The organism is Maribellus sp. CM-23, assembly GCF_021354595.1.
Taxonomy (GTDB): domain Bacteria; phylum Bacteroidota; class Bacteroidia; order Bacteroidales; family Prolixibacteraceae; genus Draconibacterium.
On record NZ_JADWYJ010000007.1, the window covers coordinates 207,880 to 224,072 of the forward strand.

The window sequence follows — 16,193 nt, forward strand, 5'->3', positions numbered from 1 at the left end:
TAAAAAGCTCTGACAATTATGAAATTAAAAAACATATTTCCATTTTTCGTTGCAATGCTTGCCCTAATGACAAGTTGTGACGATGAAGAAACCATGACTTTACTTCCAGAGATTCAAGTATCGTCATCGTTCGTCACTCTCCCGCAGGACGGAGGTTCTACATCCATTACCGTAACGGCTAAAGATAGCTGGACGGCAGAGAAAGTAACTACCGAGAAAGATTCGGTTAAATGGTTAACAATCTCTTCAACTACCGGTGCTGCCGGTGAGACGGAGATTAGCTTTTCTGCCCCATCTGCCATAGATGGCCGCACTGCAGAGGTACTACTTAACTGTGCTGGCAAAACCCAGAGAATTAACATCATGCAAGGGTTGGCACAGATTTCCGAAGCTACTGTTGAAGAGGCTAAAGCTGCTCCCGACGGAAAAACTCTCCGTATAACAGGGGTTTGTACCAACATTACCAACACACTTTATGGCAACTGGTATTTAACTGATGATACAGGCGAATTATACATTTATGGTACGCTTGACAAGAAGGGCGGAACAAAAAATTTCCTGAGTCTGGGTCTTGAAGTGGGAGATGAAGTGACGATTGAAGGTCCAAAAGGTTCTTACAAAGGAGACCCTCAAATGGTGAATGTAATGGTTATCCAAATCAACAAATCACTGGTGAAAGTTGATTCGGTACAAAACGCAGCACTTACTGACCAAGGTGGCGAATTTGTTGCCTACCTTACCTGCAAAGGACAAGGCGTATCGGTAGAAATTCCTGAAGATGCCAAGTCTTGGTTATCCATTTCTTCCATCCAATCAGCAGGAACCAATACTGTAGTGAAATTCAAAGCCGAAGCGAATAACGATGAAGATCGTGAAACTACGCTCACTTTCCGCACTACCGATGGATCTAAAAACTATAGCACTCAAACAACTATTAGCCAGGCAGGAGCGATTGTAGATGCAACGATTGCAGAATTCCTTGCAGCTCCGGTTGGTGACAGACAATATCGTTTGAAAGGAGCTATTTCCAAGATTGACGATGCTACATCCGGCAAATTATACTTAAGCGATTTCTCCGGTGAAACCTATGTTTATAAAGTTCAGGATTTTGCCACAAAAGGGTTAAAAGAAGGTGACATCATCACAATTGTTGGAAAACGTGCTGCATATAACGGATCTCCACAGGTAAGTGGTGCTGTATTGGAAAGCATTATTGCTTCGGTAATTCCTGCTACTGTTGCTGAGGCGCTGACCAAACCTGACGATGAAAATATTTACTATATGGTAACCGGTGAAATTAAATCAATTTCCAGCGAAACATATGGTAATCTTTATTTGAAAGACGGTGCCAGTGAAATCTACGTATATGGATGTTATCCGGGCTATGGTGCAAGCGGTAATGACAGAAAAGGTTTGATAGCTGCCAAAGGTCTGAAAGTTGGCGATACACTAACATTAATTGGACCGAAGATTACCTTTGTAAACTCTACAACAGGAGTATCGACGATTGAACTTTCACCAACTTTTTATTTCAGCCACGTAAGTGCAGAATAAAATGTGCCATTCTTCCATTTTAATTGAATGGAGTAAATAAAAAGAGGCTGTCCAAAAAGTAAAATTGGACAGCCTTTGTTTTTATTTTGATTACAGTAATTTTACCTGTTAGTTTTAAAACCGTATAAAATAAAATACTGTTATTTGTCTTGCTAATCTTTCAAAATAAATAAAATGCATCACTCAATAAGTTGGAAAAAATCAGTTGTCATTACGTTTTTGATGTGCCTAAACGGAATTCTTCTGGCCCAGCCAGTCGGGTATTATAATGGAACAGAAAACCTCTCGGGAGAAGAATTAAAAACGGCCTTGCATAATATTATAAAGGACCATGTGGATTTTTCGTATTCATTCGCCCGGGATATCATTAATTACTCCGATGCTGATCCCAACGATCCCAACAAGGTGATTCTCTTTTACACCCAGGTATCGCGGAATGCAAGTAATTACGGAACCGGCGGTGACTACATTAACCGCGAGCATGTTTGGGCCAAATCACACGGGTATTTCGAAGATATACGCTCGATGAATGACGACGCACTAAATCTTCGTCCGGCTGATGCATCGGTAAACGAAGATCGCAGTAATCTGGATTTTGACAACGTTCAACCCAACGGAACCAGGCACCCCGAAGCCACCGAATGCTGGTACAGTTCTAACGCCTGGGAACCAGGCCCCTTAACCAAAGGACAAGTGGCGCGCATCTTGTTTTACATGGCCACCCGTTACGAAAGTGATGGCAATGAAATTGATCTGGAACTTGCAGATCAACTCAATACTTTCCCATCGGCCAAATTCGGGAAATTGTCCACCCTCATAAAATGGAACAAGGACTACCCTCCTTCCGATTTCGAGCGCAGGAGAAATGAACGCATTTTCCGCATTCAGCAAAACAGAAACCCCTTTGTAGATCATCCGGAATTTGTTGATCTCATTTGGGGCAGCCGGGAACCCGCCACAACGAGCATTGGCCAATTAACTATGCAACCCGAAAAACCTCTTCCGGGCGAAAATGTAACCATTTCCTGTCGTGTTTCATCCAACAATACTCCCGACAGCGTTCTGCTTTATTGCGGGCCAGACTACGGTTCTGCCCAGCAGTTTGTTCGATTAAATAAAACGGGCGATCTCTATTCGGGCAATATTAAAATCAACGAGCTGCCGAACCAAATGATTTACTTTAAAATCAAAGCCCGGTCAGGTGAAGATTCAACAGTTATGAGGGGCAGTTACCTCATCCCTGAAATAATTCAGGCTGAAAACATCACCCCTATAAAAGCAGTTCAGGGAACGGGCAGTGCAAGCCCATTGCTGAGCCAGCAAGTTACTATTGCAGGCCGCGTAACTGCCAATTTTGATAATTCGTTTTACCTGCAAACAGGAAACGAATTACGTTCAGGAATAAATGTTTATGGCACCTTATTTACCGGAAAAGTGGGCGACAGTTTGGTTGTTCGCGGAAAGCCACTCGAATACAACCGACTCACGGAAATCATTAATCCAGACTATATCTATAATTTCAACAACAACAAGCCGGTTGAACCACTTGTGATTACTACGTCGCAGATAAACGAAGATTATGAAGGTATGCTTGTACAAATAAATAACGTAACCTACAATAAACCCGGCAGCGTTATTCCGGAAGAGAATGCAACGTATACCGTTACAGATAATACCGGAAGTGCAGTGATTTATATTAATAGAACCTCTCGTCTTGTTCAAAAAAAGTTTCCGTCAACAGCCAGTAATTTAGTCGGTGTGGTAAGCGAATACAATGGAACCTACCAGATTCTTCCGCGCCAAATAAAAGATTTGGATGTTCCGACAGCCATTCACGACATCGTTCAGCTAAAAGAAATGATCACGGTTTACCCAAACCCGGTTCAGAATATTCTTCATATTTCTGATGCTTCAAACCTAAAATACATTCGCATTTTCACGACACAAGGTTCTCTGGTTCTGGGGAAAGAGATGAAAACAAATCAGGTTGATGTCAGTTCGTTAAATCCGGGAATTTACCTGATCCAATTTGAAACGACAAAAGGGAAAAACGCATTTGCCAAATTCAGCAAACAATAAGCTCCTGTAGTGTACTAATTTTAAATTTGTGGGGATAAGGATTCATATTCTGATAAACCAGACCGTATATAGTAATGTTATCTTTAATGAAACGACCATGATCCCGAATAGTCGGGAACACATAGGTGAATGATTAATATCATGGGAGTTCCATCTGTTACGATAATAAATAAGCAATTTAAACAGATGAATTATTACTTTTGCGGTCTTTTAAAGGAATTCTAAAAGGGAAATGATGGAACAGGCAAGCATCAATCAAATGTTGGAAGAAAAGGGATACATCGATGAAGCGATTGATCCGGCAATCAAACTGGCAGAAGAAATCAGGCGTCTGAAAAAGGAAAAGAATGCGGTAATCCTTAGCCACTTTTACGTAGATGGCCCTTTACAGGATATTGCAGATTACGTGGGCGACAGCCTCGGACTGGCACAGGCAGCTGCCGAAACTGATGCCGAAATGATCGTTTTTGTGGGTGTTCATTTTATGGCCGAAACCGCCAAGATCATCAATCCCTCGAAGAAAGTTATTCTGCCCGACCTGAAAGCAAGCTGCTCGCTGGCAGAATCGGCTCCTGCTGATAAATTTGCCGCGTTTAAAGCTCAGTATCCCGACCACAAAGTGGTTACCTACATTAACGCTACAGCGGCCCTTAAAACCATGTCTGACATTGTTTGTACTTCGGCCAATGCCGCGAAAATAGTGAACAGTTTTCCGCAGGATGAAAAGCTGATCTTTGCCCCCGATAAAAACCTGGGGAATTACATCAACAGCATTACTGGCCGCAATATGGTGCTTTGGGACGGTGCCTGCATGGTTCACGAGCAATATTCGGTGGAACGAATTATTGAATTAATGGAACAGCACCCCGATGCAGAATTTATTGCTCACCCCGAATGTGAAAAACCGGTTCTTTTGCTGGCCAAACACATTGGTTCTACCACTGCGTTGCTGAATTATGTGCAAAAAAGCGACGCCCGCAAATTTATTGTAGCGACCGAAAGCGGTATTCTGCACCAAATGACCAAGGCTTGCCCGGATAAGATCTTCATTCCGGCTCCGTCGGCCGATTCAACCTGTGCCTGCAACGACTGCTCGTACATGAAACTGAACAGCCTGCAGAAGCTGTACATCTGTTTGAAACACGAGTTACCGGAGGTTACGCTTCCCGAAGATGTCATCGAACAAGCAAGGATCCCGATCCAGCGCATGCTTGAAATTTCGTAGTAATCGTTCCGCTATTTTGGAATATCGGTTGATGTGGAATCAGCTGCTTCGATCAGGTTCTGCACCAGCAAATCCTGCCGCGAAATTTCGATGGCCTGTAGCAGGGTTTTATCAATCTTCTGAATGATCGGATAAAAACCCGTCTCGCCGATTATATTCCGCGCGATGTAGGCTTTCAGCTGCGTGTTAATGATTTTCCCAGACTCCTTCAACCCGTCGGCATCCTTTTTAACGCCCTTTTCGGCGGCGTATTTAACAAAGTCGTCGATTACATGGTGTTTCTCCAGATAAGCATCGAACTCATCAGCAGCGGTCAATTCCGCCAGTTCTGAGCGGTGTTGATCGGCATAAGCGTAGGCATACGAATAAATCAGTCCGCGCCGGAACAACTTGCCGTAATACTCCGAATTACCTGTGGTATCCACCGGGACAAAAAAGTCGGGCATAATTCCGCCGCCGCCATAAACAATGCGGCCGCCCTTGGTGGTGTACTTCAGCGAATCATCAAAATGAATACTGTCGGCAACCAGCTGCTCCATGTTGTGGAAACGCTCGTAAATATGGTTGTAATACTCCTCGTTACCGTCTTCGTACGGACTTTGAATACAACGTCCGCTGGGGGTGTAAAAACGCGCTACGGTAAGGCGAAGTGCCGAACCATCGTTCAGCAGGATCTGCTCCTGTACCAGGCCTTTTCCGAACGAACGGCGGCCAATCACAATTCCGCGGTCGTTATCCTGAAGAGCGCCCGCAAAAATCTCGCTGGCCGAAGCCGAAAACTCGTCGATCATCACGTACATCTCCACATCGCCAAAAGAACCTTTCCCCGAGGCATTGTAGGTCTTTCGTGGCTGATTTTTACCCTCGGTATAAAGCATGGCCTCCCCTTTTTCCAGTACTTCGTCCAGCATCTGCAAAACGCCCATCAAAGCACCGCCGGGATTTCCGCGAAGATCCACTATCACGCGTTTGGCTCCCTCCTCTTTCAAGACGGTCATTCCGTCTACAAACTCCTGGTAAGTGGTATTAGCAAAGCGGCTGATTTTTATGAACCCGGTTTCCGGATCGATCATGTAGGTCACATCCACACTGTAAAGCGGAATGTCTCCGCGGGTAATTTCAAACTCCAGTTCATTGTCCTCTCCCTTTCTCTGGACTCCGATGCGCACTTTCGAATTTTTCTCGCCCCGGAGCAAATGAAGAATGTCGTTACTCTCCTTGCCAACTCCTGCAATCAGTGAGTCGTTAACCGTTACAATGCGGTCACCGGGCTGAATGCCCACCTGGCTCGAAGGCCCTCCCGAGATCACTTCAATTACGCGTACCGTGTCTTCCATCAGCGAAAACTGAATACCGATTCCCGAAAAGTTACCCCGCATTTCTTCGTTTACTTCCTGCATGTCGCGCGCCGGAATGTAGGAAGTATGCGGATCGAGCTTTTTGAGTATCTCCGGAATGGTTTCTTCCACAATCTCGCCCGTATTTACACTGTCGACATAACCGTGATCAACCAAATCAAGAATGGTCGATATTTTATTGGGCTGACTCATCGCCAGGCCGCTAAAGCCTGTGCTCGAGTTGGTTTTCATCATGTTCCCGATCAGAATACCAATGGCAATTGAAATGGCAATTAAAAGGGGAACCAGTATAACTGTTTTCTTATTCATTGTTTCTTTTCTCCAAGTTAAAAATAATGGGCCGCACGTCGCTTAAATATCTACCTGTACGACATCGATTCCGGCTCTTCGAAGCAGGTTGATCCCGTCTTCCAGCCTGTAACTCTCGGTAAACACCACCCGCTTAATACCTGCCTGAATAATCAGCTTCGAACATTCCAGGCACGGCGAAGAAGTTACATACAAGGTGGCTCCGTCGCTGCTGTTCCCCGATTTTGCCACTTTGGTGATGGCATTGGCTTCGGCATGCAGTACATAGGGCTTTGTCTGGTTGTTCTCGTCTTCACAAACATTCTCAAAACCTGCCGGCGTTCCGTTATACCCGTCCGAAATGATCATCTTGTCTTTCACAATCAAGGCCCCTACCTGTCTCCGTTTGCAGTAAGAATTCTGAGACCAGATATCGGCCATTTTAAGGTAACGCTGATCGAGCAGTTGTTGTTTTTTATCCTTCGACATAGTTATGTATTGTTCTTAAATAGGTAGCGTTTTCTACTCCTGATTACAAAAGTAACATTGATTTTAGAAAAACGGCTTAATTATAACGCACTGAGCCACTCAGTGTTTGATTTTAATTTTTTTTAATGCTTTTCCCCGGAAAACCGAACTTTCAGCAACAAAAAACGCCGCAAATTGCGGCGTTGAAGTATCAAAATACTGAATGATTATTCTTTGATCAATAACCAAACATCCGAATATTTTTCGAATGCCTGTCTGATTTGTGCCACCCGGCTTCTGGCTTCTGCCTCTTGCTTGTACGAGTTTACACAAACACGGTAGTAACCGGTTTCGCTGTGCAAAATAATCGGGGTAAAACCTTCCTGCAACAAGGTAGTCCGGTAATTCTTTGCGTTATCAAGCTGTCCGAACGAACCAAGAATCACAAAATAAGTGTTTCCCTCGTTTTTGGTCTGATCCTGCTGATCGGTAAAAGAAACCTGTTCTTTACGGATAGCGATTGGTTTTTCATCGGCTACGGTTTCAACCGGCTTGCTTACTTCGGTCTTGGTTTCCGATCCCGGAACCGTGAATACCTTGGTCGGAACCGTGTTGTCGCTGGTGTATTCCGACTGTGCGGGTTGCTTTACTGTTTTACAAGCGCTAAGCACCACAACAAGTGCTACAAAAAATGCTATTCTATTCATTTTATTCCTGTTTTTCAGTTATTGAACAAAGCGAAGATACACATTAAGCGTACCATCAATGCACGAAACCCGGGCAAGTTTTACACAGAATTCTGTTTGCAACTAAAAACGGGAAGGGTTGGGTGTTTATTTTGTTAACATCTTGCTTTTGCGCCACCACCGCCAAAAAACAACATCACTCCGAGCAAAAAACCAAAGTTGTACCACCCGCCCGCATTGGGAAAGGCATAAATCTCATAATCAGTAAAAAGGCTGGCGATAAAGCTGAACAGCAAAATGAATCCGTGCAGCAATCCTTTTAAAAATCCGGGAGGATCGGTAATGTTTTCGAAAGACTGGGTCGCACACCCCGTAAACAGTAAACCGGCGGTTAACACAACAAGCAGAAGCGGAAGGTATCGTTTCATATGCGTAAAAGTATTGATTGGTGAATATTTCTGAATATGAATCACCTTCAAGGTATTATACTTTGCACGAAAGAGCAAGCAGAAAGCAAAGAAAATACCTGGTCACTCCCGGATAATTTCCTTCAGAAAGCGGATAAACGCAGGATTATTCAAGCGCGCATTCAGCATCACAAAGTGAGGATTGATCAAATCCTTCCGGTTGTATTGCAGGGTCTCGAAATTGTCGTGCCGCAAAACAGCGCCGCCAAATTCTTCTACCATCAGTTGCCCCGGGGCGGTATCCCATTCCGAGCAGGGGCCGGCCTTCAGGTACATATCGGCATTGCCTTTTACCATCTGCACCTGCTTCCTGGAGCTTCCGCAATGCAGTATCTCCACCTGAAAATTCCGCTGCATTTTTTCGATCAGTTCTGCCTCACGCGGTTTAAAAAACGAGCGACTGGCTGCTATGCAAATCACATCGCGGTCGATCATCGGCTGCTTAAGCTGAGTTGTTTCTCTCTTTGCATTGAACTCCAGTACCCCTTCTCCCCGGTGGCAATACCAACCGGTTTTTATCAGGGGCTGGTAAATCCATCCGGCCTCGGGCGAAGTTCCTTTTATAAACGCCAGGTTGATGCAAAACTCACCGTTTCGTTTTATAAATTCCTTGGTTCCGTCGAGGGGATCAATTAAAAAATACTGTTCCCAGTTTTTCCGGACATCGTAGGCAGGAATGGGGTTTTCTTCATCCATAATCGGAATTTCAGGAAAGAGTTCTTTCAAGCCCTGATTTAATATCCGGCTCGAAGCTTTGTCGGCACGGGTAACAGGCGTATGGTCTGCCTTGGTTTGAGCGGCAAAATCCTTGCTGTTATACACCTCTACAATCGCTTCACCGGCCGCAGCAAGTAATTGAAATATCTTCTCCTGTTTCGATCTCTCCATCCCGGAATAATTGGTTTCTGTAAATTTAATCCGAATCGGGTCTTTTCAGATTCTTCCGGCCGACAAATCAAAATCATTTAAATGTTTGTTTACAATGCTTCGACTGCAATTTCAATTTTTAGCTGAAAACCTCTTTCAATACATTCAGCGATTTTATTTCCCCCAGGTTTTCGAAATGAAGTTGGTAATAATCCACCAATACCGATAGCAGGGTATCGCGCAAGGACCGGGAGATATGAAACTGCCCCAGTTCGTTGATTTTTAACCCGGAAAGTGTCAGAAGGTGTCCGGTTGCCTCTTTATTGGCGAACAAGGGATGAGAAGGCTCGTTGGGCACCACCGCGCCTTTCCGAAGATCGAACCACGATTCAAAAGCCGCTTTGCGGGTGTCGGGCATAAACCCAAAATATTCGGTCAGCCGAAAAAGAAAATAGAGGTGAAAATTCTGCCAGCCCTCTTCCATCAGGTCGAAATACAGCAAGCTGCCTTTTATAAAGTCATACAATTCGGGATTGCTTTCCTGTTCATGAATGGTCTTGTAAAGCATTTCTGACAAAAAAATAGCCTGTGTTGCTTTCTTAATGTCAAAGGGAATGTTCTGGTAAGCGTGTAAACTTTTGAATTCCTTTACCCGTTGAATGTCGCGCGATTGCTTTTGGTAAACCTCCATGTCGAGCAGGAAAAGCGGCTGCAAAAGACCTGCCTTGTTTTTTGACTTGCGGCTACGTGAAGCATTTACCATGTAACTCTCCCGGCCAAATTCGCGGGTAAAAACAGTGGCAATCACACTGCTTTCACCGTATTTGATGAAATGGAGTACAATTCCTTCAGTGGCAGCGAGCATACTTTAGTTTAGAGTTTAAAGTTCAGTGTTCAAAGTAGACTATCATGGGGATGTCAATAATTAAGTCCATCTTAGTCAGTTCCAATTATTTTCTATTTGCGCATTATAGCATTTCTGCATTCCCGCATTCACAAACTCAATCCATCAGTCCATCAGCTTTTCAGCAGTCCCTCAATCCTTCAATCCCTCTCTCCCTAATGGATAAACAGCAGCTTGGTAATGTGGGTTTCGTTGCCCTGTTTGTCATTGCACAAAACCAGGTAAACACCAGTCTTCACCCGGTTCCCGTTCAGGTTCCGGCCATCCCAGCTTGCCTGGCCACCAAGCGATGTTGTTTTGTACACCAGGTTGCCGCTTATATCTGTAATCTTGATATCTGTATCGGCAATTAAACCAGTGATCGTAACCGGACCATCGTACGTTTCGCGCACAGGGTTCGGATACACATAAACATTGCTGTAGGTATTGTTGCCTTCGTTGGCATCGCTCTGATACGAGATCAACCCTTTATCTGTTCCAATAAAAACTTCGCCCGATTTATCATTAATGGCAAGAGCGGTGATGTTGTTCGACAGCAGCGGACTGTTTTCGGCGGTAAAATGCAGAATCTCGTCTTCTCCCGATTCAGAAACCAGGTACACTCCCGAACTTTTGGTTCCCAACCATTTCCGATTCGCGCCATCCACGGCAATGGCTGTTACGGTTTCAGTTTCAAGCAGCGGGTGATATATACCGTCTTTCAGATCGAGTCCGGGTTGGCTTGCATAAAAATTATCAGTACTCCATATACGGGACGGGTTGTTGTACACCGCCACTCCCAGAGACGTACCCATCCAAATAGCTCCGTCTTTGTCTTCGGCAATGGAGTAAACATCACTCATTCGGGTAAAGTACTCATTGGTGCCGTTGCTAAAATAAGTAGTTACCAATAACTGCTTTTTTTGTTCTCCAGTTTTATCCACAACATATGCGTCATGATTTCTGACAAGCATCCATTTGTCCCCGTTTTGGGTTACAATCAACTTGGTTGGATTGTCTTTGTTTGCCAACTCGGGCAAAACAAACGATTGCCACTTTCCATCAGGAGAGAGGCGATGTAAGTTGTGTACACACTCGGCGTTGTTCATCCATAAATTCCCTTCATCGTCAAAATCCAGACCTCCAACACGGGTAAACGGTTCATCAGGTTGTTCGGGCAACGCAGTTTCCAATGGGCTGTTTTTGTTGTAATAGCGGGTAACAAATTCATTGTTCCGATACTCCAGCAAGCCTCCTCCCCAACTTGCCACAAAAAAGTGATTCTCATCAAAGGGATCAACTGCAATTTCAAGAATGTTGTGAAAATCTCTTAACTCAGGGTTGGTTTTGTAGGCAAAATGCTCCCAAGTACCATTTTGGTACCCCTGAAAATAAGGAGTTTTATAACCCGACAAATCTCCCGGAGCAGCCCATAGCTGGGATTTGAATACCGTTAGCGAAAAAATATCGTTGTTAATGGGGCCATCTGTTGCAATACGTTCAAAATTTTCATTTTTGATACGAACCATCACATTTTTGTAATCCGAAACCCACACGGATCCGTCAGAAGTTACAATACCACTACTCGGACTTATTTCGGGAACTTGTTCTTCTCCAAAATCATAGGCCCGAATTGTACCGATAAGATTGTGGTTGTTATCAATCACATAAACTGCATTTCGCCCGGCAACGACCAAATACCCTCCGGCTGATTGCATATCGTTGGCGTACCTTATACTCGTTAAATAAGGGTTCCAGTCTCCGTCGTTCAACACATATAGCTCATCAAGAGCCCATTCATCAGGAGTGTAATTGGCAATTAATTTTCCGCCATGTTCTTCCAGTTGACTAAATTTATCATCTGAATGAGGGATATTGTCAACCTTGATCCAATTGGCATAATCCAAAAGATTGACCCCACTGGCTGGAGCCCTGAATATTCCTTCGTTAGTCGCCGCATAAATTTCCTGGTTATATATTTCAATATCGTTTACGACGATTGGCAAGCCCTGATCCCCAATAAAATAAGTATCCTTAAACTCTTCTTTAGCCAGGTTAATCACTACAACGCCAAAACCACAGGCGAGGTAGGCTTCGGAACCAGAGAAAGCAATGTTGTTAATGGATTTATCGGCCGATAATGTTTTGCGTTTGATGTCAGAGAGATTGACAACCTTCCCGTTACTGTACACCAAATCGATGTTGCTGTTTTTGTAGGCAATTACAAGTACCTTATTTTCGGTACTGTATGCAATGGTTTTCACACCAAAATCGGAAAGGGTCACTATATCGTCCAGTTTATTGATGCTTTGATCTTCCAGATCGTAGTAGAATATTCCACCATCCGTCACACAAAACACCTTATTTTCTGAAGCAATAGCTTTTGTTGCATTGCTATAGGAAAGGTAATTATTCCATTTTCCTGCTTGTTGCGCACTCAGCGACCACCCTGCCAGGATGAATGTAAACAGTAGTAATACTTTTTGCATCGTATTTAATTTTTCACTCCGCTTTTGAGAAAGTTGACCAGCTTTTCTACCGCCCGCCCGCGGTGGCTTATTTTATTTTTTTGTTCCAGGCTCATTTCCGCGAAAGATTGTGTATAACCCTTTGGTTGAAAAACCGGATCGTAACCAAAGCCGGAATTTCCTTTTTTTTCTGTTAAAATAGCACCTTCAACAATGCCTTCAAATTGCGTTTCTTCTCCGTTTAAAATCAATGAAATTACTGTTCTAAAACGTGCTTCGCGGCTATTTATTTTGACCAGCTTTTCCAATACTTTTTTCATATTGGCATCTGAGTCCCTGGCATCTCCCGCATAACGGGCCGAATAAACTCCCGGTTCACCATCAAGCGCCTCTATTTCCAGCCCGGTGTCGTCGGCAAAACAGTTGTAACCATACTTTTCATAAACAAAGAAAGATTTCTGACGGGCATTCCCTTCCAAGGTAGGCTGGGTTTCAGGAATATCTTCGTAACAGCCGATATCTCCTAAACTCAATAGTTTTATTTCGCTTCCCAAAAGCTCCTGAAGTTCTTCCAGTTTATGCCTGTTATTTGTTGCAAAAACAAGTTCCATATTTGAAATTTTGCTAAAAGTAAGGAAAATAATCCAGTGTGATAATTTACCCGAAATGGGTTAAACCCAGCGGTAACTTTGGTTAAAACGGATAAAAATCCACTTTAACGTCATCTAAACAGAAGTTATTCTTGTTGTTATTCCAGAGGTATAAATTAAGTTCATCTCCGCTCTTCAAATCGTAAAAATTACGGAAATAAATCAGGTCGTTCCATCTGTTTGTTTTTTCCATTTGCCTTGAAATTTTAGATGCTCGCCAATGCTCCTCTTTATCTTCACCCTCCACATCGCTGACAATTAAAGCATCAACATATTCATCCGACAATACTTTGGCTCTCAATACAAGTGTTCCCTGTTTCAACGCTCCGTTTTCGTTCTTTACTTTTGCCAGCGTAAAATATGAATCGTCACCCGTTAATTGTTTACTCCCGGAAGGCTCGTGATCAAAAGTTTCCGATACATGAAACACCGCGCTATTTTCAGACCAGCGGGCATTGTATGTATCCATTACTTTTGGGCTTTTATCTTTATAACTAAGCCGTATTACCAGAAAAATTGCCATTATAAGCAAAAAGGCTACCGGAATTCCGACAAACACTTGTCTCTTTCTGTTTACCTTTTTTAAACCATACCCCAGCAGAAAAACAAGGGCGAGAATGAAAAGGACATTGGAAACCACGTAAAGAACAAGTATTTTATTGTTCTTGTATTGGTACAAAACAGTATGTCTCCCTTTCGGTAGCAGTATGGTCCTGTAATTAAAATTGGAAGTATAAAGTGGCATTTCAACATTATCAACATAAGCTTTCCAGCCTTTAAAATTTGTTTGCAGCATGGTAAAGAACTGATCATTTTGGGTATTTGTTTCAACCACCACTTTATTGGGTGAGAACACTTTGATTTCAAACCCATCCGCACTGTCAGTTGCAACACTTACCGATGAAAGTTTCAGAAAATCCTCATCGTTTAAAAACAAATCTTTTGTTGCTGATAAACCTTCCATACTCCTTTCATCATGCTGCTTCAACGGGCTTATTTTATCTGAAAAATAGAACAGATGATTGTTTAGCACGGCTTGCCTGAGCGTTTCATTTTTATCCAATGAGTCGTATGATTTAAGCCTGAATGAAGAAAACGAATCGAAACTCACCTGTTTTGAAAAAACATATGTATTCCTCCAAAACGGCGGGGACAAAACATGCAAATCATCATTATAGATGATTTTGTCATCGACCGGAACCGGGAATTTTTCAGGATACAAAGCCAGATCTTTTGCCATTTGCAAGGGCTTGTGCTCCTTGTCGGTAACAGTAATATTAATGTTGAATTGAAGGGCTACAATTAATTCAACAGCCACCAACCCAACCATCAGTACATCGTAACGTTTAATCTTTTGCGAGAAAAGAACAAGTACAAGAAAAACGGAAGCTACAATCAATTGAAAAATACCTTGCACCACAATGTGCTGGTGAAAAGACAAGGCGTCCGGCAGTTGTTTAAAAATCTGTAGTCCGAATATAGCCTTCTGTTCTTCAGGGCTAAGTTCTCCGGCGGAATAAACAATCAGAAACAGAATAAAAGCCAAAAGCAGGAGAACAATAAAAATCACTTTCTTTTTTTCTTTTTCGATATTTCCCCGGAAGTAAGCCAGGTAATTTGCTGCCAGAAGGATAAAGGCAAATAGCCCGAAAACCCTGATGTAAGCGGCATACTTAAAGAGGTTCATAAAAGGAGCATGGGCAAACAGAAACTCTCTCACAGGCAAAGCCCTAAAACAAGAGGCCAGAATAATTACCCCAAAAGCCAACAGCAGGTATTCGAGAGTTGTTCGCTTCTTTAGTAATGCACCCGCCAGTAAAACCAAGGGTATCAACCCGAAATAGTGATTTCGCATGGAAGTATCCACTCCGCCAAAAAACTCGGGATAGTTGAGTGTTGCAGAAGGGAGAACAAAAGAGATCAGCGCTTTTAAGCTCATTCCCTGACTCAGCGTTTCTTCAAGGGCAATACCTTTCTCAAGCCTGTCTACTGAATCCAGGATATCAAAGGTTGAAACGATAAGAGGCAACGCCAACAGTATCACAAGCAACAACAGCATCAAATTAAGCCGTACTAATTCGAGTATGCGTTTTAAACTCCTGCTTTTCAAATCCTTTATAAGAAAATAGAAGAATACAAGCATGAGCAAATAGAACAAAGCAAACGACAAAGCCTGATAGGCACCCGTTATCATCAGAAAGACAAAGACCCCCGTTTTTAACACATATATTGTTCTTCGGTCGCGCAATAATTGAAGGTAGCTTTGTACCACAAAAGGACACCAGGCCACACCAACCAGCAAAAAGAAATGCTGGCCATGCCCCACCAGAAAACCATTAAGCGAGTATGCAAGGGCTGCGATAAAAGAAGCAGTCCGGTCGCCGTTGAAATAAAAGGAAAGTTTATACATTCCGGCACCGGCAATAAAGGTATACAACACAAACAGAAAGTGCATTGTAAGAATGCTATAGCCCGTGGAAATACCGGTAAGAAAAAGTTCGGGATAAAATACAGGAGCTTGTAAATCGGCAAAAAAAGGTGTCCCGGTTTGCAGATAAGGATTCCAGAATGGAAAATATCCGGATTGAATGCATTCGGAGAAATAAAACCGAAAAGGGAAAACAACATCAATGAGGTCCCACTTTAAGGCAGATACAAGAAATGACACTTGCCAGTAAGCCAAAATCACTACTACCAACAATGCAAAATACGGATTTATCCTTTTTGGGAAAGCTACCATAAGTTCTGCTACAATTTCAAATTGATGGTAATATTAAGACTATTTTCTTAGTGTGAGAAAAGATTACCGCAAGAACAAAATCAAATCCTTACATCGGAGATGTACAATTTCGTTTTCGCAACGAAACCTGAATTAATATTTGGTAAAAATGAGAATTACTCGCAGGTACAAGTATGAAGACAATCCACGATCTGGCTCAGAATATCAAACTTCAGGTAATAGTAAGTGTTCTTTCCGTCGCGTTTTGAACAAAGTACTCCCTTGTCACGCAGAATTCCAAGGTGATGAGAAGTAGTGGATTGCTCGATTTTCAGAAGTTCGTGAATTTCTGTAACAGTCAGTTTTTTCCCTCCTTCCAGGTGCTTCAGAATGGCAATACGCATCGGATGAGCCATTGCTTTTAACATGCTCGCCGCTACTTCCAATCTTTCAACATTTAGTTCCTTTACCTCTTCCATCT

At 43.0% G+C, this 16,193-nt stretch carries 13 protein-coding genes; 3 read left to right on the forward strand and 10 right to left on the reverse strand.

Annotated features, from left to right (window positions below):
* Positions 1-18: 18 nt before the first annotated feature.
* From INQ51_RS20845 to nadA, 3 genes are all read left to right on the forward strand, one after another.
* Positions 19-1,554, forward strand: coding sequence for a BACON domain-containing protein (locus INQ51_RS20845; protein WP_233379922.1), 1,536 nt, complete (start codon positions 19-21; stop codon positions 1,552-1,554).
* Positions 1,555-1,728: 174 nt separating this feature from the next.
* Positions 1,729-3,633, forward strand: a complete 1,905-nt coding sequence (locus INQ51_RS20850) for an endonuclease (RefSeq protein WP_233379923.1) — start codon at positions 1,729-1,731, stop codon at positions 3,631-3,633.
* A 235-nt stretch (positions 3,634-3,868) separates the two neighbouring features.
* Positions 3,869-4,858, forward strand: a complete 990-nt coding sequence (gene nadA, locus INQ51_RS20855; protein WP_233379924.1) for a quinolinate synthase NadA — start codon at positions 3,869-3,871, stop codon at positions 4,856-4,858.
* 11 nt (positions 4,859-4,869) lie between these two features.
* Here nadA and INQ51_RS20860 read toward each other — a convergent pair whose 3' ends face one another.
* The 10 genes from INQ51_RS20860 to INQ51_RS20905 all read right to left on the reverse strand — a co-directional run bounded on the left by INQ51_RS20860 (position 4,870) and on the right by INQ51_RS20905 (position 16,191).
* Entirely contained in the window at positions 4,870-6,525 is a 1,656-nt protein-coding gene (locus INQ51_RS20860; protein WP_233379925.1) for a S41 family peptidase, read from the reverse strand.
* 42 nt (positions 6,526-6,567) lie between these two features.
* Positions 6,568-6,993, reverse strand: coding sequence for a deoxycytidylate deaminase (locus INQ51_RS20865; RefSeq protein WP_233379926.1), 426 nt, complete (start codon positions 6,991-6,993; stop codon positions 6,568-6,570).
* Positions 6,994-7,199: 206 nt separating this feature from the next.
* The gene (locus tag INQ51_RS20870; RefSeq protein WP_233379927.1) at positions 7,200-7,679 is read right to left on the reverse strand and encodes an SPOR domain-containing protein; all 480 of its coding nucleotides are present in this window, start codon (positions 7,677-7,679) and stop codon (positions 7,200-7,202) included.
* A 134-nt stretch (positions 7,680-7,813) separates the two neighbouring features.
* Entirely contained in the window at positions 7,814-8,086 is a 273-nt protein-coding gene (locus INQ51_RS20875; RefSeq protein ID WP_233379928.1) for a hypothetical protein, read from the reverse strand.
* A gap of 102 nt (positions 8,087-8,188) precedes the next feature.
* Positions 8,189-9,013, reverse strand: a complete 825-nt coding sequence (locus tag INQ51_RS20880) for a 3'(2'),5'-bisphosphate nucleotidase CysQ (RefSeq protein ID WP_233379929.1) — start codon at positions 9,011-9,013, stop codon at positions 8,189-8,191.
* A gap of 118 nt (positions 9,014-9,131) precedes the next feature.
* Complete coding sequence (gene recO / locus INQ51_RS20885) at positions 9,132-9,857, reverse strand: DNA repair protein RecO (protein ID WP_233379930.1); 726 nt, start codon at positions 9,855-9,857, stop codon at positions 9,132-9,134.
* Positions 9,858-10,051: 194 nt separating this feature from the next.
* A complete protein-coding gene (locus tag INQ51_RS20890; RefSeq protein ID WP_233379931.1) occupies positions 10,052-12,364 on the reverse strand; it encodes a two-component regulator propeller domain-containing protein in 2,313 nt (770 codons plus the stop codon).
* A 5-nt stretch (positions 12,365-12,369) separates the two neighbouring features.
* Positions 12,370-12,954: a non-canonical purine NTP diphosphatase gene (locus INQ51_RS20895; protein ID WP_233379932.1), complete on the reverse strand. Its 585-nt coding sequence runs from the start codon at positions 12,952-12,954 to the stop codon at positions 12,370-12,372.
* A gap of 82 nt (positions 12,955-13,036) precedes the next feature.
* The gene (locus INQ51_RS20900) at positions 13,037-15,733 is read right to left on the reverse strand and encodes a hypothetical protein (RefSeq protein WP_233379933.1); all 2,697 of its coding nucleotides are present in this window, start codon (positions 15,731-15,733) and stop codon (positions 13,037-13,039) included.
* A 155-nt stretch (positions 15,734-15,888) separates the two neighbouring features.
* Complete coding sequence (locus INQ51_RS20905) at positions 15,889-16,191, reverse strand: ArsR/SmtB family transcription factor (RefSeq protein ID WP_119437547.1); 303 nt, start codon at positions 16,189-16,191, stop codon at positions 15,889-15,891.
* Between the last annotated feature and the right edge of the window lie 2 nt (positions 16,192-16,193).